19 protein-coding genes are annotated in these 24,021 nt (G+C 59.7%); 10 read left to right on the top strand and 9 right to left on the bottom strand.

From position 1 onward, the window contains the following. From JWQ61_RS01480 to edd, 7 genes are all read right to left on the bottom strand, one after another. The coding region (locus JWQ61_RS01480; RefSeq protein ID WP_304358950.1) for an ABC transporter ATP-binding protein at nt 1-739 on the bottom strand (739 nt) is incomplete at its 3' end. After that, on the bottom strand, nt 736-1,389 hold the full coding sequence (locus tag JWQ61_RS01475; RefSeq protein ID WP_304358949.1) for an ABC transporter permease: 654 nt from the start codon (nt 1,387-1,389) through the stop codon (nt 736-738). The genes JWQ61_RS01480 and JWQ61_RS01475, both read right to left, overlap by 4 nt. Before the next feature lie 22 nt (nt 1,390-1,411). Continuing rightward, the gene (locus JWQ61_RS01470; RefSeq protein ID WP_304358948.1) at nt 1,412-2,320 is read right to left on the bottom strand and encodes a glycine betaine ABC transporter substrate-binding protein; all 909 of its coding nucleotides are present in this window, start codon (nt 2,318-2,320) and stop codon (nt 1,412-1,414) included. 27 nt (nt 2,321-2,347) lie between these two features. Then, nucleotides 2,348-3,064, bottom strand: coding sequence for an ABC transporter permease (locus tag JWQ61_RS01465; protein ID WP_304358947.1), 717 nt, complete (start codon nt 3,062-3,064; stop codon nt 2,348-2,350). A gap of 629 nt (nt 3,065-3,693) precedes the next feature. Beyond that, nucleotides 3,694-5,148, bottom strand: a complete 1,455-nt coding sequence (locus JWQ61_RS01460; RefSeq protein ID WP_304358951.1) for a catalase — start codon at nt 5,146-5,148, stop codon at nt 3,694-3,696. Between the two features lie 422 nt (nt 5,149-5,570). Next, nucleotides 5,571-6,227: a bifunctional 4-hydroxy-2-oxoglutarate aldolase/2-dehydro-3-deoxy-phosphogluconate aldolase gene (locus JWQ61_RS01455; protein ID WP_061539553.1), complete on the bottom strand. Its 657-nt coding sequence runs from the start codon at nt 6,225-6,227 to the stop codon at nt 5,571-5,573. Continuing rightward, entirely contained in the window at nt 6,224-8,098 is a 1,875-nt protein-coding gene (gene edd / locus JWQ61_RS01450) for a phosphogluconate dehydratase (protein WP_304358946.1), read from the bottom strand. The genes JWQ61_RS01455 and edd overlap by 4 nt, the downstream gene beginning before the upstream one ends. Before the next feature lie 312 nt (nt 8,099-8,410). On the opposite strand from edd, the gene pgi reads away from it, so the two are divergent. From pgi to JWQ61_RS01420, 6 genes are all read left to right on the top strand, one after another. Further along, nucleotides 8,411-10,072, top strand: a complete 1,662-nt coding sequence (pgi, locus tag JWQ61_RS01445) for a glucose-6-phosphate isomerase (protein ID WP_304358945.1) — start codon at nt 8,411-8,413, stop codon at nt 10,070-10,072. A 118-nt stretch (nt 10,073-10,190) separates the two neighbouring features. Further along, nucleotides 10,191-11,663: a glucose-6-phosphate dehydrogenase gene (gene zwf / locus JWQ61_RS01440; RefSeq protein ID WP_304358944.1), complete on the top strand. Its 1,473-nt coding sequence runs from the start codon at nt 10,191-10,193 to the stop codon at nt 11,661-11,663. A 21-nt stretch (nt 11,664-11,684) separates the two neighbouring features. Beyond that, complete coding sequence (locus JWQ61_RS01435; RefSeq protein ID WP_120236486.1) at nt 11,685-12,539, top strand: SIS domain-containing protein; 855 nt, start codon at nt 11,685-11,687, stop codon at nt 12,537-12,539. A gap of 42 nt (nt 12,540-12,581) precedes the next feature. Further along, nucleotides 12,582-13,802, top strand: coding sequence for an AGE family epimerase/isomerase (locus JWQ61_RS01430; RefSeq protein ID WP_304358943.1), 1,221 nt, complete (start codon nt 12,582-12,584; stop codon nt 13,800-13,802). A gap of 43 nt (nt 13,803-13,845) precedes the next feature. Then, nucleotides 13,846-14,802 (top strand): carbohydrate kinase, encoded by a 957-nt coding sequence (locus JWQ61_RS01425; RefSeq protein WP_304358942.1) that lies wholly within the window; start codon nt 13,846-13,848, stop codon nt 14,800-14,802. A gap of 381 nt (nt 14,803-15,183) precedes the next feature. Continuing rightward, nucleotides 15,184-16,314: a porin gene (locus JWQ61_RS01420; protein WP_304358941.1), complete on the top strand. Its 1,131-nt coding sequence runs from the start codon at nt 15,184-15,186 to the stop codon at nt 16,312-16,314. 279 nt (nt 16,315-16,593) lie between these two features. Here JWQ61_RS01420 and JWQ61_RS01415 read toward each other — a convergent pair whose 3' ends face one another. Together JWQ61_RS01415 and zwf (JWQ61_RS01410) are read right to left on the bottom strand one after the other, a co-directional pair. Next, nucleotides 16,594-18,567, bottom strand: coding sequence for a glucokinase (locus JWQ61_RS01415; protein ID WP_304358940.1), 1,974 nt, complete (start codon nt 18,565-18,567; stop codon nt 16,594-16,596). Between the two features lie 91 nt (nt 18,568-18,658). After that, nucleotides 18,659-20,122 (bottom strand): glucose-6-phosphate dehydrogenase, encoded by a 1,464-nt coding sequence (gene zwf, locus JWQ61_RS01410; RefSeq protein ID WP_304358939.1) that lies wholly within the window; start codon nt 20,120-20,122, stop codon nt 18,659-18,661. Nucleotides 20,123-20,458: 336 nt separating this feature from the next. Here zwf (JWQ61_RS01410) and JWQ61_RS01405 point away from each other — a divergent pair, with 336 nt between their 5' ends. The 4 genes from JWQ61_RS01405 to JWQ61_RS01390 form a co-directional block, all read left to right on the top strand. Beyond that, nucleotides 20,459-21,712, top strand: coding sequence for an ABC transporter substrate-binding protein (locus tag JWQ61_RS01405; protein WP_304358938.1), 1,254 nt, complete (start codon nt 20,459-20,461; stop codon nt 21,710-21,712). 161 nt (nt 21,713-21,873) lie between these two features. Continuing rightward, on the top strand, nt 21,874-22,827 hold the full coding sequence (locus JWQ61_RS01400) for a carbohydrate ABC transporter permease (protein WP_304358937.1): 954 nt from the start codon (nt 21,874-21,876) through the stop codon (nt 22,825-22,827). Beyond that, a complete protein-coding gene (locus JWQ61_RS01395; RefSeq protein ID WP_304358936.1) occupies nt 22,817-23,710 on the top strand; it encodes a carbohydrate ABC transporter permease in 894 nt (297 codons plus the stop codon). Before JWQ61_RS01400 ends, JWQ61_RS01395 begins: the two co-directional genes overlap by 11 nt. 81 nt (nt 23,711-23,791) lie before the next feature. Continuing rightward, nucleotides 23,792-24,021, top strand: a 230-nt coding sequence (locus JWQ61_RS01390; RefSeq protein WP_304358935.1) for an ATP-binding cassette domain-containing protein, incomplete at its 3' end; no start/stop codon positions are given.

Genomic DNA, 24,021 nt, shown 5'->3' with positions numbered 1-24,021 from the left:
AGGTCGCATCCTGGCCGACGAAGGAGCCGACGAACTCGTCCTTGGGACGCGCCAGCAAGGTATCCGGGCGGTCCACCTGCACCAGCTTGCCGGCGCGGAAAATCGCGATCTTGTCGCCCAGCTTGATCGCCTCGTCGATGTCGTGGCTGACCATGATCACGGTCTTGTTCAGCTGGCGCTGCATCTGGAAGAATTCATTCTGGATCGATTCGCGGTTGATCGGATCGACTGCGCCGAACGGCTCGTCCATCAGCAATACCGGAGGATCGGCCGCCAGCGCCCGGATCACGCCGATGCGCTGCTGCTGGCCGCCCGACATCTCGCGCGGATAACGGCTCAGGAAACGCTTGGGATCGAGCGCCACCATCGCCATCAGTTCGGTAGCGCGCTCGTGGCAGCGTTTCTTGTCCCAGCCCAGCAGGCGCGGCACCACGGTGATGTTTTCTTCGATGGTCATGTTGGGAAACAGGCCCACCTGCTGGATCACGTAGCCGATTTTCCGGCGCAGGCTGACTTCATCCAGGCCGGTGGTGTCTTCGCCGTCCAGCAGCACGCGGCCGGAAGTCGGTGCGATCAGCCGGTTGATCATTTTCAGGGTGGTGGTCTTACCGCAACCGGATGGCCCCAGGAATACGCAGATCTCCCCTTCGGCAACCGTCAGGTTGACCTCATCCACTGCCTTGACCTTGTTGCCGTCTTTTTGCGTGAATACTTTACTGAGCTGGTCGAGTTGAATCATGATTTTTGCATTCCTTTCGGTGTAAGCAGCCGCTGCAGGACTTGCAGCAGCATGTCGGCGACAATCGCTAATACGCTGATCAATACCGCGCCGACTACGAGTTTTTGCATATTGCTCTGGCTGATGGCGTGCAGGATCAGGACGCCGAGGCCGCCGGCGCCGATGATCGCCGCCACCGCCATCACGCCGATATTCATGACCACCGCGGTACGGACCCCGCCCAGGATGACCGGCACCGACAACGGCAAGTCAACCAGCCGCAGGCGCTGCCAGAAAGTCATGCCGATGCCGATCCCGGCTTCCTTGATGCCGTGGTCGATGCCGTCCAGCGCCAGGTAGGTGTTGCGCATGATAGGCAACAGCGAATACAGGAATACCGCGGTGATCGCCGGCAGCGGCCCCAGCCCCTGGCCGAAGCGGGAAAACAGCGGGATCATCAGGCCGAACAAGGCGATCGACGGCAGGGTCAGGACCACAGTCGCCAGGCCCATCATCGGGCTGGCCAGCCAGCGGTGGCGGATCATGACGATGCCGAGCGGCACGCCGATCAGGATTGCCAGGCCGACCGCGATCCCCACCAGCATCAGGTGCTGGATGGTGAGATGCAGGATTTCGGGCCAGGCGCTCAGCAGGTAATCAAAGAAATTCATGGTGCGTCCTTAAATTTAACGTTCACTGCGTCAAGCCTTCGGTGCGCAGGAAATCCGCGGCGACCTGGGCTATCGGCAACTGGTCGATATCCACTTTTTTATTCATTTCGGTCATCTTGGCGGTATCGATCCTGGCCGACAGCGCGTTCAGCTGTTCGGCAAGCTTGGGGTTGGCGTCCAGGATTTCTTTGCGCACTACCGGCACCGCGCTGTAAAAAGCGAAGAAACCCTTGTTATCCTCCAGCAGCTTGAGGTTGAAGCCCTGCACGCGGCCGTCGGATGAATAGGTCAGGCCGACATTGAGCTGGTCGTTATGCAAGGCGGTGTACACCAGGCCGGCATCCATCTGCTTCACTTCGCTGCGGTCCAGGCTGAAGCCGTACAGCGCCTGCAGCGGTTCAAGGCCATCCGGCCGCGAGGCGAATTCGAAATCCATCCCCATCAGGTATTTTTTATCGGGATCCTGCTGGCGCGTCTGCCTGATCTTGTTCGCCAGGTCTTCGATGGTGTTCAAGCCCTCTTCCTCGGCGCGTTGCCGTGGCACCGCCAATGCATAGGTATTGTTCAGCTCGGATGGCTGCAGCCAGATCAGCTTCCTCGACGCATCCAGTTCCTTGACCCGCTGATAGGACTGGTCCCGATCCAGCTTCTCATCTATCTTGTTATAGACGACCAGGGCGGTGCCGATGTAATCCCAGACGATATCGATCTGGCCGCTTTCCAGCGCCTGGCGCATGATGGTGGTGCCGAGCCCGTTCTTCAGGTCGACCGGGTAACCCTTGGCACGCAGGTACTGCTGCGTCATGGACGACAGGATCAGTTGCTCGGTGAAGTTCTTGCCGCCGACCACCAGGTCGGCCGCGCTGGCTGGCGCCGTGCCGAACAGGCTGAGCGTGACAGCCAGCAAGGCTGTTATACGGAATTTATGCATTTTGTTTCCTTGTCAGATTGATGGCGATCAGCGCAGCAAACCGCGCTTGCTCAGGTAGGCATTGCTGCCCAGCGAGACGATCGCGTCCAGCATCAGCGCCAGCACCGCGGTAGCGGTGGCGCCCAGCAGCAGCTGGCCGTGGTTGTTCAGGTAGATGCCAGGGAAGATCAGGCCGCCCAGGCTCTCGCCGCCGATCAGGATCGACAGCGGCGCGGTGCCGACATTGATCGCCAGCGCGGTGCGGACGCCGCCGACGATGATCTGCAAGGCATTCGGCAACTCGACCCGGAACAAGACCTGCAGCGGCTTCATGCCGATACCCTTGGCGGCCTCTTTCATCGCCGGCGAAACCTGCTTCAAGCCCTCATAGGTATTGCGCACGATGGGCAGCAGCGAGGCCAGCCACAAGGCGAGGATGGCCGGCTTGTCGCCGATGCCGAACAGGGCCAGCGCCAGCGCCAGCACCGCCATGGAGGGAATGGTGTTGCCGATATTGAAGATCTGCATCCACTTTTCGGCATGGCGCGAAAAGTAAGGCCGGCTGAGCAGGATGCCGGCCGGAATGCCGCACAACAGCGCCAGCGACATCGACCAGCCAACCAGGACCAGGTGACGGCCGGTGTAATAAATCAGGTCGCCCTGGTACTGATGGATCACCGCGGGGCCGATCGACCAGCCAATGGCGGCCACCACCAGCAAAGTGACGGCGGCGCCAATCATGGCGTTGCGATAGCGATTGGTCATGCTTACTCCCTTGCATAGGCAGCGGCTGAAAACTCGTGGCGCGGCACGCCGGCTTTTTGCCTGCGGGCGCGCAAACGGTTTTTCTTTTCCGCTGCGTATTGCATGACCGCCAAACACGAAACGACATGGCCGGAACCTGTCAGCGCGACATACAAATCAATTTTTTATGATCTCGTCCGGTCTTCCCGCGGGGAGGACATTGAACAAGCCGACTGCCGCATGGGGCGGCAAAGAATGCGAGGAATTCCCCGACTTTGGTGAAACTCCGGCGTAGCCGAAGCGTGAGACAACCCGCTGACGCGAGTCACGAAACCCAAAAAGATGCCGTTGAGGCAGCACCATATTGTTGAGCGTTTGCCATTATAGCCAATTTTCTTGATGACGTCCAGTAATGGGATTTGCGAAAGCTATTACCCGAATGTCTGAAGACCACGATAGCACAGGATTTACGGTATGAATGTCAGATAAATCTGATTTTTATGACAACAAAAAGCAAGGAGAAGTAAAAGATGAGTACAGCTTGTCGAAGACGCCGTCATGGCCAACTGGCGGCGTCTTGAAGGGGAAATGACCAGGGTGCCCGGGGCAATCTTGCGCCCTGGTCGTACGAGGCGAGTTAAACCTGCGGATTAACCCTCGAGCTTTTTAGCCCGCGCCTGGACGTCGGCCAGGTTGCCCTTCACTGCGGCAGTCAGGCGGGTACCGTAATCGACGTCAGCCTTGTAAAAATGGCTAAGCATGATTTGCTTGATTTCCGGGTTGCTGACCTTGACCAGGTCGCTGGCCAGATTGCCGATCAGGTTTTCCTGCTCCTGCTTGGACAATGAGCGATAGAAATCGCCGGCCTGGGTGAAGTTGTCGGTGACGGCGATACGCGCCTGTTGCGTAGTGCCGCTCAACGGCGTCTGCACCCCTTTGTATTGCGCATCTTCGGCATAGCTGCCGGGCTGGCGCGATGGCTGGTAATTGACGTCTCCAACCGGATTGACGACAGTGCCGGCGCCGTTGGAGTTGTAATTATTCACTTTCGCCAGCGGCTGGTTGACCGGCAGGTGCTGGTTGTTTGCACCCAGGCGGTGGAACTGGGTATCCGCATAGGAGAACAGGCGGCCTTGCAGCATGCGGTCTTCCGACGGCTCGATGCCTGGCACCAGGTGCGACGGCGCCATGGCGACCGATTCCGTGGTTTCGAAGAAGTTCTCCGGCACCTTGTTCAAGGTCATGGTGCCGATCTTGGTTTCGGCAATGCCAGGCCAGATCTTGGTGTCGTCCAGTGCATTGAAAGGAAATTTTCCCAGGTCTTCAGGCTTGACCACCTGTATGTACAGATCCCATTTCGGAAATTCGCCGCGCTTGATCGCCCCGTAGAGGTCGTCGGTCAGGTTATTGAAGTCTTCACCTTGCACCTTGGCCGCTTCGGCACGGGTCAGGTTCTTTATGCCTTGCTGGCTCTTCCAGTGGAATTTCACATAGCTGACCTGGTTTTGGGCGTTGACCATCTTGAATGCATGGACGCCGTTGCCATCCATCATGCGGTAAGAAGCCGGGATGCCAAGGTCAGAATACACGCGCGTAAGCATGTGGGTGCTTTCCGGCTGGTGGCTGAAAAAGTCGAAGAAGCGGTTCGGATCCTGCGCATTGGTGATCGGCGACGGTTTCAGCGAATGGATCATGTCGGGAAACTTGATGGCGTCGCGGATAAAAAAGATCGGCAGGTTATTGCCGACCAGGTCCCAGTTGCCTTGGTCGGTATAGAACTTGGTGGCGAAGCCGCGCGGATCGCGCAGTGTTTCAGGCGAGCCGCTGGGATGGATCACGGTAGAGAAACGCACGAATACAGGGGTCTTCTTGCCGGCTGCGGCAAACACGCTGGCGCGCGTCAGCTCGGACAGGTTACCGGCCGAGACAAACTCGCCGGCAGCGCCGGTGCCGCGTGCATGGACCACACGTTCCGGGATGCGTTCGCGGTCGAAACGCTGCAGCTTTTCAATCAAGTGGGTGTCTTGCAGCACGTCGGGACCGCTCGGACCGGCGGTTTGCGAATTCTGGTTATCGCCGATCGGCGAGCCGTTGTCGCGCGTCATGGTCTGGGCGCCGACGCCGGATGCCAGCAATGCGCCTAAGCCCAATGCCGCGATGCGCGAGAGTGGAAACTGTCTGGATATCTTCATGATTTGGCCTCAATGTTTTTGTCATGTGCGGGGATACGCCAGCAAATTATGGAGTTCCAAAACATCTTTGCATATTGATAATTTCCAATGGGAAACATAGTTAAAAACTATTGATAATAACAAATCAATTTATAACTATAAATACCATTTAGTGCTGGGCAAGCCAAAAAACCAGGCTATTGCGCGGTCGATAATGCAGGCAAGCAAAGCACGGTCCGAGTCTTACCCGGGATTGGCACAGTGACAGAAAAATCGGAAGAAAAGATGGGATACAGCTTGTCACCGCCGCAGTCGCGGTTGGCTAACCATGACTGCGGCGGCGGGAGGGGAAAAGATCAGAGCGCCTTGCGCAGCTTGCTGGCGGCCGCGGCCAGCGCAGTGATGCGCGCCCAGTCGCCGGACTTCAGCAGATCTTTCGGCGTCAGCCAAGAGCCGCCGACGCAGGCAACGTTCTTGCAGGCCAGGAAATCCGGCGCCGTTTCCAGCGAAATGCCGCCGGTTGGACAGAACGTGACGTCGCCCAGCGGACCGGCAATCGCATTGAGCATGCCGACGCCGCCCGCCGGCACTGCCGGGAACAGCTTCAGCTGGCGGAAGCCGGCTTCGCGCGCCGCCATCACTTCGGACGGCGTCATCACGCCAGGCAACAGCGGCAAACCGCTGGATTTGGCGGCGGCGATCAAGGCCGGCGTCAAGCCGGGAGAAACACCGAACACCGCGCCGGCGTCGCGCGCGGCGACAAACTCGTCGGCCTGGGTCAAGGTGCCGACGCCTACAATCGCGCCCGGCACCTGCTCGGCGATGGCGCGGATGGCGGGCAAGCCATGCGCCGTGCGCAGGGTCACTTCAAGTACGCGAATCCCGCCTGCGACCAAGGCCTTGGCCAGCGGCACCGCATGCTCGATATCGTCGATCGCAATCACCGGGATCACCGGCGATGCGCGCATGATGTCCAGCAGCTGGTTGCCGTAAAGGAGATTTGTGGATGTCATATCGTGGCTTTCTGTGGTTGTTGTTCGGCGCTTTCCTGATCATGCAAGACCGGCGGCAAACCAAAGCTGGTGGCACCCTCTTCCGCCGCGCTCACTGTGGTGCGGAACATCGCAAACAGTTCGCGGCCCATGCCGACGTGGTTGGCAGTCAGGTCAAGCGTCAGCGGCTGGCGCTGCGCCCATTCTTCGGTCGGCACCAGGGCTTCCAGTATACCCTGCTCGGCGTCCATGCGGATCATGTCGCCGTCGCGCACCAGGCCCAGCGGGCCGCCGGCCAGCACTTCCGGCGTCACGTGGATCGCCGCCGGCACCTTGCCTGAGGCGCCCGACATGCGGCCGTCGGTGATCAAGGCCACATGGCGGCCGGCATCCTGCAAAATGCCCAGCGCCGGCGTCAATGCATGCAATTCCGGCATGCCGTTGGCGCGCGGACCTTGATGGCTCAGTACCGCGACAAAATCGCGGTCCAGTTCGCCGGCGCGGAACGCTTTCATGAATGCCTCTTGCGAATGGAACACCACCGCCGGCGCTTGCACTACCCAATGTTCTTTCTTGACTGCGGAGATCTTGATGACCGAACGTCCCAGGTTGCCGGTCAGCAGCCGCAGGCCGCCGTCGGCGGAAAACGGCGCGGTCGCGGTGCGCAGCACCGAATCGTCGCCGCTCACTGCCGGCGCCGGCTTGAACACCACCGACTCGCCTTCCAGGAAAGGTTCGGCGCAATGGGCGCGCAGGCTGTCGCCGAGGATGGTCTTGACGTCTTCATGCATCAGGCCCGCATCCAGCAGTTCACGGATCACAAACCCGGTGCCGCCGGCAGCGTGGAAATGGTTGACGTCGGCGTCACCGTTCGGATAGATGCGGGTGACCAGCGGCACCACCGCCGACAGCGCATCAAAATCGTTCCAGTCGATGACGATGCCGGCAGCCTTGGCGATCGCCACCAGGTGCAAGGTATGGTTGGTGGAACCGCCGGTCGCCAGCAAAGTGACGATGGCGTTGACGATGCTCTTCTCGCTGACCACGTGGCCGACCGGCAGATACTGGTCGCCGCGATCGGTGATCTTCAGTGCCTGGCGCGCCGCTTCGGCAGTCAGGGCCGCGCGCAACGGCGTATTCGGCGTGATGAACGCCGAGCCCGGCAGATGCAGGCCCAGCGCTTCCATCAGCATCTGGTTGCTGTTGGCGGTGCCGTAGAAAGTACAGGTGCCGGCGCTGTGATAAGACTTGGCTTCCGCCTCCAGCAATTCGGCGCGGCCGATTTTTCCTTCTGCGTAGAGCTGGCGGATCTTTACCTTTTCTTTATTGGTCATGCCGCTGGTCATGGGGCCGCCGGGGATGAACACCGCCGGCAGGTGGCCGAAATGCAGGGCGCCGATCAGCAGCCCCGGCACGATCTTGTCGCAGATGCCAAGGTAGACCGCGGCGTCGAACATGTTGTGCGACAGCGCAATCGCCGTCGCCATCGCAATCGCGTCGCGCGAGAACAGGGACAACTCCATGCCCGGCTGACCCTGCGTCACGCCATCGCACATCGCTGGCGTACCGCCGGCAAACTGGGCGACGCCGCCGGCCGCGTGGACCGCATCCTTGATGATTTGCGGGTAATGCTCGAACGGCTGGTGCGCGGACAACATGTCGTTATACGAAGATACGATCGCGACCGATGAACTTTTGTCCTGTTTCAACCTCAATTTATCATTCGTTGGAAATGCGGCGAAACCGTGTGCAAGATTGGTGCATGAGAGCGCTCCGCGCTGCACATCCTGACGACGCGCATGCTCCAGGCGCGCCAGATAAGCGCTACGATAAGGCTGGCTGCGCGCAACGATACGTTCGGTGACTTTGGCGACGCTGGCTTGAACAGACATGATTTGATCCTTGAAACAGTAGGAATTTGAAATTTTACTACAAAATAATACGGCAACGCTAATTTACCGCCCTTTTTCCACCCCTGCCTGCCTTCATCCGTCTTTTTACGGCAAGCCCGCACTACCCACGAAGCAGCACTCTTAGCCATACGACAAGCCATGACCGTTATCTGGAGAAAACCACAGGTTGCCTGACCGGCGCGGACCGCAAAGCCACGCTAAACAAGCACGCTACAAAATATTTTGTAGTGAAATTACCGATAACTGTTGTATAGTCGTATAAATTCCCGACCGACAATAAAGACTCCGGATATGCCACAACCAGCGCTTAATACTACCGCCAGCTTTCAAGCCTTGCATGCACATTACGCTGCAATCAGAGAAACCTCGTTGCGCGAGCTGTTCGCCGCCTCTCCGTCTCGCTTTGAACAGTTCTCTCTCAAGGCAGCCGGCCTGTTCCTCGATTATGCAAAAAACAATGTGACCGCCGAGACCATGGGCCACTTGTTTGCCCTGGCGCGCGAACGCCAGCTCGAACCCCGCCGCCAGGCGATGTTTGCCGGCGCAAAAATCAACACCACAGAAAACCGCGCCGTATTGCATACCGCCCTGCGGGCGCCGCGGCAGCCTGCACTGGAACTGGACGGCCAGCAGGTCAGCGCCGACGTCCATGCGGTGCTTGAAAGGGTTCAGACTTTCAGCGCCGCGGTTCGTTCCGGCGCATGGCTCGGTTATAGCGGAAAACCGATCAGCGACATCGTCAACATCGGCATCGGCGGCTCCGACCTCGGCCCCAAGATGGCATGCCAGGCGCTGCGCCCCTACCAGCGGGCCGACCTCAAGCTGCACTTCGTGTCCAACGTCGACGGCGACGACCTTGACGCCGTGCTGCAGCAAGTCGATCCGCAGACCACGCTGTTCGTGATCGCCTCGAAAACCTTCACCACCGCGGAAACCATGATGAATGCGCATTCCGCGCGCAACTGGTTTTTGCAGAATGCGGCCGGCGCCCAAGAGTCCGATCTGCGCAAGCATTTTGTTGCCGTTTCCACCAATGTCGAGGGCGTCACTGCGTTCGGCATCGATGCCGCCAATATGTTCCCGTTCTGGGACTGGGTCGGCGGCCGTTATTCGGTATGGTCGTCGATCGGCCTGCCGGTTGCGCTGGCGGTCGGCTTCGAACAGTTCAGCGAATTCCTGGCCGGCGCCCACGCCATGGACCAGCATTTCCAGGACGCGCCGCTGGAACAGAACATGCCGGTGATCCTGGCTTTACTGGGCGTCTGGTACCGCAATTTCTTCGACTACCGTTCAGTATCGATCGCGCCCTACCACCAGGACCTGGGCAGCTTCCCGTCCTACCTGCAGCAGCTGGAAATGGAAAGCAACGGCAAACGCGTCAGCCTCGACGGCCGCACGCTTGAAGCAGAGTCCTGCCCGATCATCTGGGGCAATGTCGGCACCAACGGCCAGCATGCATACTTCCAATTGCTGCACCAGGGCACGGACATCACGCCGGTCGACTTCATCGCGACCTTGCACGCCAGCCACCAGCTGCCAGGCCATCAAGCCGCGCTGCTGGCCAACTGCTTCGCCCAGTCGGAAGCCCTGATGCGCGGCAAGCATGCGGACGAAGTACAGGCGGAAATGCAAGCCAAAGGCATGCCGGCCGACCAGGTCGCCGCCCTGCTGCCGCACCGCACCTTCCCTGGCAACCGCCCCAGTAACACGATCCTGATGGAAGCACTAACGCCGGCCAGCCTCGGGGCGCTGATCGCCTTGTATGAACACAAGGTGTTCGTCCAGGGCGTGATCTGGGACGTCAACAGCTTCGACCAGTGGGGCGTCGAACTGGGCAAGGTCCTGGCCAGCAACATCTTGGGCGAACTGACCGCGGCTCCTGCTCCCCAGGGAAATGCGCACGACAGTTCGACCAGCGGCTTGATTGCGATGGCGCGTAGGGCTTTGTCATGATCGAGTTATAAATCGAGTTATATTTTCTTGGCAGGATGAAAAGGCGCTGGCAAGACTGCGCCCCATCCTCCTGCATCTATCTCTCACTAGCGGCAGCAACTTATAGGTCTTAAATATCATGGCTCTTGCAGAATTCGACTTGGCAATCTTTGGCGGCACCGGCGACCTGGCAATGCGCAAGCTGCTGCCGGCAATGTATGCGCGCGACCGCGCTAACGACTTGCCGCCGGGGGCGCGCATCCTGTGCATCGGGCGCCATGAGAGCAGCGACGCGGATTTCCTCAAGCATGTGGAGCAGGACGCCAAGCCGCACGTCAGCAAGGAAGCCCTGGACGCCGCCGTCTGGCAGCGTTTCTGCAAGCGCATCAAATATGTCGCCATGGACGCCACCGACGCCGCCTCCTACAAGGCGCTGGTGGAAGCGATGCGGCCCGACCACGCAATCACCAATGTGTTCTACCTGGCGACGCCGCCCAGCCTGTTTTCGAAAATCTGCAAGAACCTGGCGGCCTGCGGCCTGGCTACCTCCAATTCGCGCGTAGTGCTGGAAAAACCGCTGGGCCGCGATCTCGCCAGCGCCAAGCAGATCAACGCCGAAGTCGGCGAGGTATTTGCCGAATCGCAGATTTTCCGTATCGATCACTACCTCGGTAAAGAGACGGTGCAAAACCTGCTGGCGCTGCGCTTCGGCAATGTACTGTTCGAGCCGCTGTGGCGCCGCGAATGGATTTCCGATGTGCAGATCACGATTGCCGAAGAACTGGGCGTCGGCAACCGCATGGGCTACTACGAAACGTCGGGCGCCTTGCGCGACATGCTGCAGAACCACTTGCTGCAGCTGCTGTGCATCGTCGCCATGGAACCGCCGGTATCGATCACGCCGGACGCCGTCCGCGATGAAAAGCTGAAAGTCCTGCGTTCGCTGAAAAGCTTCACGCCGACGACGCTGGCGCAAAACGTGGTGCGCGGCCAATACCGTTCCGGCCACGTCGAAGGCGTCGCCGTGCCGGGGTACCGCAAGGAAGCCGATGCTAATCCGCAATCACGCACCGAAACCTTTGTCGCCCTCAAGGCCGAAGTCGATACCTGGCGCTGGGCCGGCGTGCCGTTTTACCTGCGCACCGGCAAACGCATGGCCGATTCGCTGGCGGAAATCGTGATCCGCTTCAAGACCATCCCGCATTCGATTTTTGCCCAGCCGAACAGCAGCTTCGAGCCGAACTGCCTGGTGATCCGCCTGCAGCCGGACGAAGGCCTGACCCTGAACCTGATGGCCAAGACTCCCGGCGACGGTATGCGCCTGAAACCGGTCGAGCTGGAACTGAATTTCCGCGAGAGTTTCAAATCGCCGCGCATGGAAGCTTACGAACGGCTACTGCTGGACGTCTTGCGCGGCCAGCTGACCTTGTTCATGCGCAGCGACGAGCTGGAAGCGGCATGGGCATGGGTGGAGCCGATCCTGGAATTCTGGGACCAGGAAGAAGACGATCCGATTCCTTACACCGCCGGCACCTGGGGCCCGGCCGCGGCCAGCGCCCTGATTGCCCGCGACGGTTTGCAATGGCGCGAAGAAGCGCTGCCAGAACTCTGACCGGGCCGAACTCGAATGACAATGCTGCTGGATGCGATCCGGACCCAGATCGACTTGCTGTCGAAGTCGGAGAAAAAGGTCGCGCTGACGATTCTCGATAATCCGCAGCTGGCGCTGGCAGAAAACATCACTGCCCTGGCCAAGAATGCACTGGTGTCGGAGCCGACGGTAGTGCGTTTTTGTCGCGCCATCGGCTACGAAGGCTGGCACGATTTCAAGCTGAAGCTGGCGCAAAGCCTGGCGGTGGCGCTGCCTGGCGCCAACGAAATGCTGGCCCAGGACGATATCGCGGCCGACCTGGTCAACAAGATCTGCAGCCGCTCGATCAACACCCTGCTCGACTTGCGCAACCACCTGAGCGCCGATGCGATCCAGAAGGCGCTGGATGTCCTGCTCAAGGCGAACAAGATCGAGTTCTACGGCCAGGGCACTTCCGGTATCGTGGCGGCGGACGCCCAGCACAAATTCTTCCGTTCCGGCGTCCCCACCGTCGCCTACTCCGATCCGCACATCCACAGTATCGCCGCATCGCTGCTGCAGCCGGGCGATGCGGTGGTCGCCATCTCGCAGCGCGGCGGCAATGCGGCCCTGCTGCGCAGCGTGCAGCTGGCAAGAAAAGGCGGCGCCGACATCATCGTGCTAGGTCCCAGCGGTACGCCGCTGGCGGAACTGGCCACGGTGCTGGTGCCGATCGATCTCAGTTTCAATACCGATCCCTATACGCCGATCTCGGCGCGCCTGGCGCACCTGGTGGTGATCGACATCCTGGCAGTCGGCCTGGCGCTCAAGCGCGGCCCGGAATTCCGCAAGAAAATGCAGAACGCGCAAAAAGCCTTGCAGCAGTTCGACATGCAGTTCGATTCCTTTTTTCGTTGACAGTGCTTTAGCGCCAACGATGCATCCATAAAAAATATAAACATGAGACAAGTTTCTGCCCCAGCCGACTACCGCGATCCGGAATTCCTGCGCGACAGGATGCGGCGCGACATCGCCTTCTTCCATCCACGCGCGATCGATCCCGACGGCGGTTTTTTCCATTACCTGAACGATGACGGCAGCGTCTACGACAGCGCCAGCCGGCACCTGGTCAATAGCAGCCGGATGGTGTTTTGCTACGCCCTGGCCTGGCGCCTCGACGGCAAGGAAGAATATCGCGAGGCCGCACGCCATGGCTTGCGCTTCTTGCAGCAGCGGCATTGGCAGCCGTCTTACGGGGGTTATGCCTGGATGCTGGAAAACGGCGTCGCCGTCGACCGCACCCAGCATTGCTACGGCCTGGCGTTCGTGCTGCTGGCGCATGCCCACGCTCTGCGCATAGGCATCAGCGAAGCTGCCGATGGTATCGCCGCCACTTTTGACCTGATGGAAAAACTGTTCTGGTCGGCAGCGGATGGCTTGTATGCCGATGAAGCGACGCCCGACGGCGTGGTGTCGCCCTACCGCGGCCAGAACGCCAATATGCACAGTTGCGAAGCGCTGATCGCCGCCTTTGAGGCAACCGGTGAGCAGCGCTACCTGCAGCGCGCCGAACTGCTGGCGCACAACATCACGGTACGCCAGGCCGCCCTGGCCGACGGCTGGATCTGGGAGCACTATCACGCCGACTGGAGCGTCGACTGGGAATACAACCGCCACGACAGCAGCAACATGTTCCGGCCGTGGGGTTTCCAGCCCGGCCACATGACCGAATGGTCCAAGCTGTTGCTGCTGCTGGAACGCCATCGCGCGCACCTGCAAGGCGACGCCGGCTGGCTGTTGCCGCGTGCCCGGGCGCTGTTCGACGTCACCATGCCGGCCGCCTGGGACCAGGAATCAGGCGGCCTGGTGTACGGCCTGGCGCCCGACGGCAGCGTCTGCGACGGCGACAAGTATTTCTGGGTGCAGGCTGAATCGCTGGCCACGGCGGCTTTGCTGGCGGCGCGCAGTAACGACCAGGCTTACTGGGACTACTACAACAAACTGTGGCAATACAGCAGCGCGCACCTGATAGACCAGGAACGCGGCGGCTGGTACCGCATCCTGCGCCAGGACAACCTGCGCTATGGTCCGGAAAAACCGCCGCACGGCAAGACCGATTTCTATCATCCGATGGGCGCCTACCTGGAAGCATTGGCCGCGGTCGGCAGTCCGCTCGAATAAATCGCACTAAAAAAATCACACTAAACATTGCATGGATGCCGTTATGTCTGACAAACCCGTTCTCCCCTTTCCCCAATTCATCAGCGCCGGCGAAGCCCTGACCGACCTGATACGGGTCGGCGCCGACCAGTGGCTGAGCAAGACCGGCGGCTCGACCTGGAACGTGGCCCGCGCCGCCGCCAGCCTCGGCGTTTCCTCGGCGTTTGCCGGCGCCATCAGCCAGGACTGGTTCGGCGACGAACTGTACGCCGCCAGCCAGGCAGCCGGGCTCGACCTGCGCTTCCTGCAGCGCGCCGCGCGCTCGCCGCTGCTGGCGGTGGTCTATGAAACCACGCCGCCGCAATACAATTTCATTGGCGACAACAGCGCCGACCTGTCGTTCGACCCCGGCGTGCTGCCGGACGGCTGGCAACAGGCGGCGTCATGGGTGCACTTCGGCGGCATCAGCCTGACGCGCTCGCCGCTGGCAGAGCACTTGATCGAACTGGCCGAGGACCTGCACGGCCGTGGCGTGAAAATAAGCTACGACCCGAATTTCCGTAATGTCATGGACCAGCGCTACGATCCGGTGCTGAAAAAGATGGCGCAGCTAGCGGATGTGATCAAAGTCTCGGACGAAGACCTGGCCGGCCTGTTCCGCACCGACGACACCGAGGCCGCGCTGGCGACGCTGCGCGGCTTCAATCCGGCCGCAACCGTGTTGCTGACGCTGGGCTCGCAAGGCGCCGCGATCCATGCCGGCGACCAGTACTGGCAAGTGGCACCGCCGCCGATCACCGTGGTCGACACGGTCGGCGCCGGCGACGCCGGCATTGCCGGGCTGATCTATTCGCTGATACAGGAATCCGCTGCTGCACCTGCAACATCGGGCCAGCCCACGGCGCCCGACTGGCTGCAGCATCTGCGTTTTTCGATTGCCTGCGGTTCTGCCGCCTGCCTCAATGCCGGGGCCAAACCGCCGCAACTGGCCCAGGTCCGCACCTTGCTGGAAAAAATCTGAGGCTGCCAGCCACTTACCCCGCAGTGCAAGGTAAATGTATCTAAATTACTTGTAGTAAAAATACAGACAAAAAACTTTCCATAGAAAAACAAATAAAAAAATCACCAAACAAGGGCGTTTCTGATAGGTCTTTCTGTTGCCACAACTATGCATGTGATGCATGAAATTTTTGCCGGTGCTGTAAATTAGCAACAGAAATATAGTAAAACTACACAAATAAAACAAAAATTTCACAAACCAGTTTACCATCCTTAACAACAAAGAAATCGGCATAACAACAAGTAACAGCGCAAGCAATAACGAAAGCCCGGTTCAAGAATTTCGAGCTACACAAGACTCGGAAAGCAGTGGTCAACGCCACATTTTTACTTAGGAGATGAAATGAGAAAATCTGTTCTGAAAGCCCTACCGTTGGCCAAGCCACTCGCGGTTGCAGCAGCCCTGGCCTGCGCCCTTGTCGGCCAAGCCCAAGCGCAAACCAGCGTGACCATCTACGGTCGCGTTGACGCCGGCATCAACTACCAAAGCAATCAAGTCAACAGAAGCGCAGATGGCAGCATCACCCGCGGCGGCCAATGGGGCATCGGCGGCAACGAATGGGGTACCAGCATGTTCGGTATCAAGGGCACTGAAGATCTGGGCGGCGGCTTGAAAGCCCTGTTCACATTGGAAAACGGCTTTGACGCCAGCAACGGCCAAGTCAACGGCGGTTCGGGCTTGTGGACACGTCGCTCTTTCGTCGGCCTGAACGGCAGCCTCGGTACTGTAAAAATCGGTCGCGACCTGGCACTGCCAAGCGACCGGGTATGGAGCATCGATCCTACCGGCCAACAGAACATGAGTACTTCGACCCTGTTCAAAGGCCGCAACTGGCCGCAAACCAGCAACCAGATCCAGTACATCACGCCTGACATGGGCGGCCTCTACGTGCACGTCATGTACGGCGCTGGCGAAGCTGCAGGTTCATTCACACGCGGACCAACCGGTTCCAACATCGGTAACAGCACCGGTATCGCAGTTGGTTTCGTACAGCCGAACTATGAATTGCTGGCGATGTACGACACTGCACGCAGCCAAAACGGCGAGTACGACGACCTGTTCTCGCGCTCGAAGGAAATCACCGTCGGCGGTAACGTGACCATCAGCAAGGTGAAACTGTATGCTGGCTGGCAAAATCTGTCGGCGCCTGCACAGATCGTGACGACTGACGGCACCATGGCAGCAGCCAACAAAGCCAACCAGTTCTGGCTCGGCGCCAACTACCAGTTGACACCAGCCCTGACACTGATCGGCGCGGCTTACCACGTCAAGCTTAACCATGACGTCGGCAGCGCAAACCTGTTCATGCTGGGCACCAACTACAGCCTGTCCAAACGCACTCTGCTGTACGCGAGCATCGGTACTGTACGCAATGGTTCGAACACCGATTTCCAAGTTCAAACCGGCAGCAGCGATGGTTTGGTTGGACAGAACCAAAACACGTTCTACACTGGTATCAGCCACTCGTTCTAAGACAGCAGGCAACAGCCGGCGCGCCGCTTGAGCTCGGCGCGTCGGTTGAGCCTGCCAGCACTACCGTTGTGCTTGCCGCGTGAGTGGCATTAGTGAGAGACGTCCCTGGGTAACTCCCAGATTTTGCCCATTCGCGTGCGGATGGGCATTTTTTATGGGCGAACGGTTTACACGCTTGCTTGAACCAATGCAAGGCGACAGAAGCGGAAGGGAGATGGCGGAAGCGCCGGGAGGCGCCGCTTACTTTCCTGGAAGAAGAAAATAAGCGGCTAAGGGCGGTTACTTGATATGGGAAATGACATTCGGCGACAAGGTCACCTCCTGATCGCTGCGCTTCGATTGCGCCGGCTTGCCATCGCCTTCGGCGGTGATCTTGTCGCTGTCCGACTCGCCCAGCGAGGCGATATGGGTCAGGATGCCGCGCTTGGCCTGCCGCTGCAGCTCGGCAAACGGACTGGAACGGTTGAGCGATACGCCTACCGCCATTACATCGATCAGCAGCAGCAGCAGGATCCGCGACACCATCGGGATGTGCATCATGCTGCTCTCGTCATGCTCGACCGCCAGCGTGTAATGCGCGCGCTTGGCCAGCTGCGAATTGCTGGGCGCCAGGGCAATGATGGTGGCGCCGGAATGCACCGCGACCTCGACCGCCGGCGCCAGGTGGCGCAAACGCCCCGAATTCGAAATCACCACCACCACGTCGCTGCTTTTCAGCATGGCGGCGGAAACTTCCTGCAATTGCGGATCGGTATATGCTGACGATGGAATCCCCAGGCGGAAGAACTTCTGCTGTGCATCTTCGGCCACCAGGCCGCAGCTGCCGAAGCCGTAGAACTCGATGCGGCTGGCCTGGCTCAGTACTTCGATCACGCGCGACAAGGTATCGGCATTGAGGTTGTCACGCACTTCCATCATCGCGGAAATGGTGTTGTCGACCACCTTGACGCCGACATCCAACGAGGAGTCGCCGACATGCACCTGGCTGTGCGCGACCGGCACCGTGCCGGTGACGCCGGAAGCCAGCTTCAGCTTGAAATCGGCCAGTCCCTGGCAACCCATGGTGCGGCAGAAACGGATCACGGTCGGCTGGCTGACGTCGGCGCGCCTGGCGATTTCTGAAATCGGCTCGCTCATCACGGCGCGCGGATGGGCCAGGATCAGGCTGGCGACTTTCTGCTCAGCCGGTGAAAACTGGTCGCGCGCCTTGCGGATTTTTTCCAGGATAGGCACGGCGTTGCCGCCGCCCAGGTGCTCGGAAAGAATCGCGGCGACGCCGACAAACGCCGGATACGGCGCGGTAATCACAAACGTGGGGATTCTTGCCAGGTAGTTGCTGAAACGCCCTTTGCTCTCGAAGCGGGCGCGGAACGGCGAACGCGCGAAATACTCGCCCAGGCGCGGCACCACGCCGCCGCCGATGTACAAGCCGCCCAGCGTGCCCAGGGTCACCGCGACGTCGCTAGCCACCGTTCCCAGCATGCCGCAAAAGACTTCAACCACTTCCATGCACAAGCCATCCTGGCCTTGCAGCGCGCGTTCGACAATCTGCGCCGTCTGCAAAGGCTCAGGCTTGGCGATGCCCTGCATATCAGATAAGGCCTGGTAAATCATTTCGATGCCGGGGCCGGAAACCAGGCGCTCGGCTGAAACGTGCGGGTAGGTGCGCCAGCAGTAAGCCAGTACCGCTGCCTCGCGCGCGTCGCTGGGCGCAAACGTGACGTGGCCGCCCTCGCTGCCCAGCGCGATCCAGCGGCCCTCGGTAGGAATCAGGCCGCCGACGCCGAGCCCGGTGCCGGCGCCGACCAGGCCGACCACGCCGCCGCTCAGCGCCCTGCCGCCGCCGACCTGGATGCAATGCGATTGCTCCAGGTGCGGCAAGGACATCGACAGCGCAGTGAAATCGTTGACCACCAGCAGCGTATCGAGGTTCAGGCGGCGGCGCGTGGTTTCTATCGAAAACTCCCAATCGTGATTGGTCATCTTGATATCGTCGCCCTGCACCGGATTGGCGATGGCGATCGCCGCATGCCGCACTTGCGGATGCGCGCTGCCCGACAGGTAGGCTTCCACCGCCAGCGCAAACTCGGCGTAATCGGCGCAGCGCAAGGTCTGTATCGAATCGATCTGGCCTGGCGCCCGCTCCAGCCCGAAGCGCGCATTGGTGCCGCCGACGTCCGCCAGCAGACGCGGGCCATCCAGATAGCTAGTTGCCGGATTCTCGCTAGCGCTCATGATCGTGGATGAAGACATGGTGTAAAACTTTCACTTAAATACTGTTAGTAGGATGGGCGGCGGCGATTGTTTCGCCATGCCACGCTTCTCAAATTTTTCGGTCAGGAATTCAACGATCTTCCGGCCACTGAGCGCCGGCGCGCGCCATCATCGCGAACGATGCGGTCGGCCCCCAGCTGCCTGCCATATACGGTTTGGGCGGAGACGAGCTGGCTTGCCAATGGCGCAGCAGCGGCTCGACCCAGCGCCAGGCGGCTTCCTGCTCGTCGCGCCGCACGAACAGAGACAAATTCCCACGGATGGCATCCAGCAGCAAACGCTCATAGGCTTCCGCCCGGCGCTGCTTGAACGCCTGGTCGAACGCCAGGTCCAGCGCCACCGGCTCCACCGTCATGCCGTCGCCCGGCTGTTTGGCCAGGCAATGCAGCTGAATCGATTCGTCCGGCTGCAGGCGGATCACCAGGCGATTGCTGCTGCCCCCGGCCTGGCCGCCCGGCATCGGCAAGATGGCGTGCGGGATAGGCCGGAAAGTGATCACGATTTCCGCCGTGCGCTGCGCCAGGCGCTTGCCGGTGCGCAGGAAAAACGGCACGCCGGCCCAACGCCAGTTATTGATCTCGGCATGCAGGGCGACAAAGGTTTCCGTCTGCGATTCCGCCCCTACTCCCGGCTCTTGCCGATATGCCGCGACCGATTTGTCGTCGACTGCGCCCGCCACGTACTGGCCGCGCACCGCCTTGAGTTCCATGTCTTCCGCCGAAAACGGCTTGAGAGCGCGCAACACCCGCAATTTCTCGTCGCGCACCGCGTCCGCATCCAGCGAGGTAGGCGGCTCCATCGCCACCATGCACAATAATTGCAGCAGATGGTTCTGCACCATGTCGCGCATGGCGCCGGTGGCGTCATAGAACTCGCCGCGGCCTTCGACTCCCAGCTGCTCGGCAATCGTCAGCTGCACATGCGCCACCGATTCGCGCCGCCACAGCGGCTCAAACAAGGAATTGGCAAAACGCAGGGCCAGCAGGTTTTGCACCGCTTCCTTGCCTAAATAGTGATCGATGCGATAAATCTGGTCTTCGGCGAAGACCCGGGCTACCGCATCGTTGATCGCGCGCGACGACAGCAAATCGTGGCCCAGAGGCTTCTCCAGCACCAGCCGCGCCAGCGACAAATCGATCCCGCTGGCCGCAAGATTGGCGCAGATCGGCTCGAACAGCGAGGGCGATGTCGCCAGATAAAACACCGACACCGCCTTGCTGTCGGCCAGCGCATCCGCCAGCACCTGGTAGCCGGGACGGTCCAGCAGATCCAGCGGCAGGTAGGTAATACGCGCCAGGAATCCCTGCCAGTGCGTCTCGTCGACCCCGCTCTTTACATACGGGATAGCGCTCTTGCTGACCCAGGCCAGGTAGTCTTCCTGGCTGAAATCCTGCTTGGCGACGCAAATGATGCGACCATCCTGATGCAGCTTCCCTTCCCGATGGGCAACAAACAACGCCGGAAGTATCTTCCGCATCGATAAGTCGCCGGTCGCTCCGAACAGCGTGAAAGTAAAAGGAATAGTGGGCTGCATCAAAATTTTTGTAATAAATAAAAAACTTATATTGCAATATTAATGTAGCATTACTACAATTACAAGCGGCGTAAGGAGTAATTCCTTCATATTTACAGGGAAACTCAAGATCGCATGTAGTTTTACTAGTTTTCCACATGATACACACGGGCCGATAATTGCGCAGGGATCAAACCGTGCCTGGCCATTGCGTACATGCAGCAGTTTGAAGTGGGAGCAGCAAAGCCGTGTCGGGCATGCCGGCAGCCACAATTTGGTGCCGGCAAGCTTTTGCAAGGATTATCATCAGGTAATAAAGTATTCATCGCAGACTATTTCTCAACACAGGAGACAAGAATGAAACTGAATCAAATAATAAAATCGGTATTCGCAACTACTGCACTGCTGTCCAGCGCCGCCGCGGTTCACGCGGCTGAAGTCGAAGTGCTGCATTACTGGACATCGGGCGGCGAAGCCAAGTCAGTCGCCGAGTTGAAAAAGATCATGGAAGCCAAGGGCGTGACCTGGAAGGACTTTGCGGTTGCCGGCGGCGCTGGCGAAAACGCCACCACAGCACTGAAAGCCCGCGTCATCGCAGGCAGCCCTCCGACAGCAGCCCAGATCAAGGGCCCGTCGATCCAGGAATGGGGCCAGGAAGGCGTGCTGGCTAACATCGATGCCGCAGCTACCGCAGGCAAATGGGATTCGCTACTGCCTAAGGTGGTCTCCAACACCATGAAGTACCAAGGTCATTACGTGGCGGCGCCGGTCAATGTGCACCGCGTCAACTGGCTCTGGATCAACCCTGAAGTCCTGAAAAAAGCCGGCGCCAAAGTGCCGACCACCTGGCCTGAATTCTTCGACGCTGCAGACAAGATCCAGAAAGCCGGCTTCATCGCCGTCGCCCAGGGCGGCCAGCCTTGGCAAGATGCGACCGTGTTTGAAACCGTTGCGCTGGGTGTAGGCGGCGCCGACTTCTACAACAAGGCGCTGGTCAAGCTCGATCCGGCCTCCCTGACCGGCCCGACCATGATCAAGACCCTCGATACGCTGGGCAAGATCAAGGGCTATATCGACAAGGACGCTCCTGGTCGCGACTGGAACCTGGCGACTGCAATGGTCATCAACGGCAAGGCCGGCATGCAGTTCATGGGCGACTGGGCCAAGGGCGAGTTCACCGCTGCCGGCAAGCAGCCAGGCAAGGACTTCCTGTGCTCGCCTGCTCCCGGCACTGCCAAGTCGTACACCTACAACATCGATTCGATCGCCATGTTCAAGGTCAAGAATCCTGATTCGCAAAAAGCTCAGCTGACCCTGGCCACCGCCATCATGAGCCCGGAATTCCAGGAAGTGTTCAACCTGAACAAGGGTTCGATCCCGGTCCGCCCTGATATCCCGCGCACCAAGTTCGACAGCTGCGCCATCGAGTCGATGGACGACATGGCCGCATCCAGCAAAGCCGGCACGCTGGAGCCAAGCATGGCGCATGGCATGGCTGTCAGCTCCGCGGTGCAGGGCGCCATGTTCGACGTGGTTTCCAAGTTCATGCATTCGAACATGACTTCGCAGGCCGCAGTACAGGCGCTGGCAAAAGCAGCAAAGACACAATAAATTACTAGTAAATGAGTATTTTTGCTGTTTGCCTAGTGTATTTTTTAGAGTAAAAGAGAACCGGGGCCGAAGCGAGTAACATCGATTCGGCCCCCGCCGTGTCCGGCGGTGCTAATACTGCACCGCCGGCGCCGGCTCTGATCCTGCTTCAGGAGATTTGCATGTCCGATCACACCCTCCCCTATACAGCCGCGGCTGCCGGGAGTCCAAGCCACACGCCCAAGCAGCAAGGGCGCATTGCGGCAATTGCCGATGCCTGGCTGCCACGCCTGGTATTGTCACCCACCATCATCCTCTCGCTGGTCTTCGTGTATGGCTTCATCGGCGTCACCGCCTGGCTGTCGCTGACCAATTCGCGCATGATGCCGAATTACGAGATTTCCGGTTTCAACCAATACACCACGCTGTTCGCCCTCGACCGCTGGTGGGTAGCTGCCGCCAACCTGGGCATTTTCGGCGGCCTGTTCATCCTGTTCTGCCTGGCGATCGGCCTCTTCATGGCGATCCTGCTGGACCAGAAAATCCGCGCTGAAGGCGCATTGCGCGCAATCTACCTGTACCCGATGGCGCTGTCCTTCATCGTCACCGGCGCCGCCTGGAAGTGGATCTTGAATCCGGGCCTGGGCCTGGAAAAAATGATGCACGACTGGGGCTTCGCCAATTTCCATTTCGACTGGCTGGTCAATTCCGATTTCTCCATCTATACCGTGGTGATCGCCGGCGTCTGGCAATCCTCGGGCTTCGTGATGGCCTTGTTCCTGGCCGGCCTGCGCGGCATCGACGACAGCATCATCAAGGCTGCCATGGTCGACGGCGCCAGCTTGCCGACCATCTATCGCCGCATCGTCATCCCGGCGCTGCGTCCGGTGTTCTTCAGCGTGCTGCTAGTGCTGGCGCATATCGCCATCAAGAGCTTCGACTTGGTGATGGCGCTGACTGCCGGCGGCCCTGGCACTTCTTCCGACCTGCCGGCCATTTTCATGTATCAGTTTTCTTTCTCACGCGGTCAACTTGGCCTTGGCGCGGCATCTGCAATGATGATGCTGGCTACCGTGCTGGCAGTGCTGGTGCCCATGATGTACCTGGAAACCAAAGGAGCGCGCAATGGCCGCTGACAGCACCAGCAACACCATTTATAACGAAAACAGCAAGCTGAGCATCGGCCGCATCGTCATCTACGCGCTGCTGGTCCTGTGTGCGCTGTACTACCTGGCGCCGCTGTATGTAATGCTGAGCACCTCGGTGAAAACGCTGGATGAAATCCGTTCCGGCAACCTGCTGTCCTTTCCCCTGTCGCCTACCGGCGCCGCCTGGAGCAAGGCCTGGAGCAGCGCCTGTACCGGCGTCGACTGCAACGGCCTGGAGCCGTTCTTCCTGAACTCGATCAAGATGGCGGTGCCGGCGGTCCTGATTTCGACCTTCGTCGGCTCCCTTAACGGTTATGTGCTGGCGCACTGGCGTTTCCGCGGTTCGGAAATCCTGTTCACCGCGCTGATGGTGGGCTGCTTCATCCCGTTCCAGGTAGTGATCCTGCCGATGGCGCGCCTGCTGGGCACGGTCGACCTGGCCAACACCACGCCCGGCCTGGTGTTTGTCCACATCGTCTACGGCATCGCGTTCACCACGCTGTTCTTCCGCAACTACTATGTGACGGTGCCGGAAGAACTGGTCAAGGCCGCCCGCATCGATGGCGCGGGTTTCTTCATGACCTACTGGAAAATCATCTTCCCGCTGTCGCTGCCGATTTTCATGGTCTGCTTCATCTGGCAGTTCACGCAAATCTGGAACGACTTCCTGTTCGGTGTGGTGTTCGGCGGCTCCGACGCCAAGCCGGTGACAGTGGCCCTGAACAACCTGGTGAATACTTCCACCGGGGTGACTGAATACAACGTCAACATGGCGGCGGCCATCATTGCCGCCTTGCCGACGCTGGTGGTGTATCTGCTGGCCGGTAAATATTTTGTGCGCGGCCTGACTGCCGGTGCGGTCAAGGGTTAAAAGCAACCGCTGCGGCCCCGCGCCGCGGCAGTTGTTAGCTGCAGTTGCTAATAAATAAATTATTTAAGGAATCATCTAAAGATGGCAAGCTTATCAATTCGCAATGTGCGCAAGGTTTACCCGAACGGCAATGAAGTCCTCAAGGGTATCGACCTGGAAATCGAAGACGGCCAGTTCCTGATCCTGGTCGGCGGCTCGGGCTGCGGCAAATCGACGCTGCTGAACATGATTGCCGGGCTGGAAACGGTGTCCGAAGGACAGATCATGATCGGCGACCGCTGCGTCAATGATGTAGCGCCAAAAGAGCGCGA

This window comes from Collimonas fungivorans (assembly GCF_028292705.1).
Taxonomy (GTDB): domain Bacteria; phylum Pseudomonadota; class Gammaproteobacteria; order Burkholderiales; family Burkholderiaceae_D; genus Collimonas; species Collimonas fungivorans_B.
Note: the sequence above shows the minus strand (reverse complement) of the source record. Positions and strands in the feature narration are given on the sequence as shown.

Excerpts from the sequence above, each read along its gene's own strand:
- zwf (WP_304358939.1), bottom strand. The coding sequence starts at position 20,122 with ATGCAGCCCACTATTCCTTTTACTTTCACGCTGTTCGGAGCGACCGGC.
- JWQ61_RS01455 (WP_061539553.1), bottom strand. The coding sequence starts at position 6,227 with ATGACATCCACAAATCTCCTTTACGGCAACCAGCTGCTGGACATCATG.
- JWQ61_RS01405 (WP_304358938.1), top strand. The coding sequence starts at position 20,459 with ATGAAACTGAATCAAATAATAAAATCGGTATTCGCAACTACTGCACTG.
- JWQ61_RS01435 (WP_120236486.1), top strand. The coding sequence starts at position 11,685 with ATGCTGCTGGATGCGATCCGGACCCAGATCGACTTGCTGTCGAAGTCG.
- JWQ61_RS01475 (WP_304358949.1), bottom strand. The coding sequence starts at position 1,389 with ATGAATTTCTTTGATTACCTGCTGAGCGCCTGGCCCGAAATCCTGCAT.
- JWQ61_RS01460 (WP_304358951.1), bottom strand. The coding sequence starts at position 5,148 with ATGACGCGCGACAACGGCTCGCCGATCGGCGATAACCAGAATTCGCAA.
- JWQ61_RS01470 (WP_304358948.1), bottom strand. The coding sequence starts at position 2,320 with ATGCATAAATTCCGTATAACAGCCTTGCTGGCTGTCACGCTCAGCCTG.
- zwf (WP_304358944.1), top strand. The coding sequence starts at position 10,191 with ATGGCTCTTGCAGAATTCGACTTGGCAATCTTTGGCGGCACCGGCGAC.
- pgi (WP_304358945.1), top strand. The coding sequence starts at position 8,411 with ATGCCACAACCAGCGCTTAATACTACCGCCAGCTTTCAAGCCTTGCAT.
- edd (WP_304358946.1), bottom strand. The coding sequence starts at position 8,098 with ATGTCTGTTCAAGCCAGCGTCGCCAAAGTCACCGAACGTATCGTTGCG.
- JWQ61_RS01395 (WP_304358936.1), top strand. The coding sequence starts at position 22,817 with ATGGCCGCTGACAGCACCAGCAACACCATTTATAACGAAAACAGCAAG.
- JWQ61_RS01430 (WP_304358943.1), top strand. The coding sequence starts at position 12,582 with ATGAGACAAGTTTCTGCCCCAGCCGACTACCGCGATCCGGAATTCCTG.
- JWQ61_RS01420 (WP_304358941.1), top strand. The coding sequence starts at position 15,184 with ATGAGAAAATCTGTTCTGAAAGCCCTACCGTTGGCCAAGCCACTCGCG.
- JWQ61_RS01415 (WP_304358940.1), bottom strand. The coding sequence starts at position 18,567 with ATGTCTTCATCCACGATCATGAGCGCTAGCGAGAATCCGGCAACTAGC.
- JWQ61_RS01400 (WP_304358937.1), top strand. The coding sequence starts at position 21,874 with ATGTCCGATCACACCCTCCCCTATACAGCCGCGGCTGCCGGGAGTCCA.
- JWQ61_RS01465 (WP_304358947.1), bottom strand. The coding sequence starts at position 3,064 with ATGACCAATCGCTATCGCAACGCCATGATTGGCGCCGCCGTCACTTTG.
- JWQ61_RS01425 (WP_304358942.1), top strand. The coding sequence starts at position 13,846 with ATGTCTGACAAACCCGTTCTCCCCTTTCCCCAATTCATCAGCGCCGGC.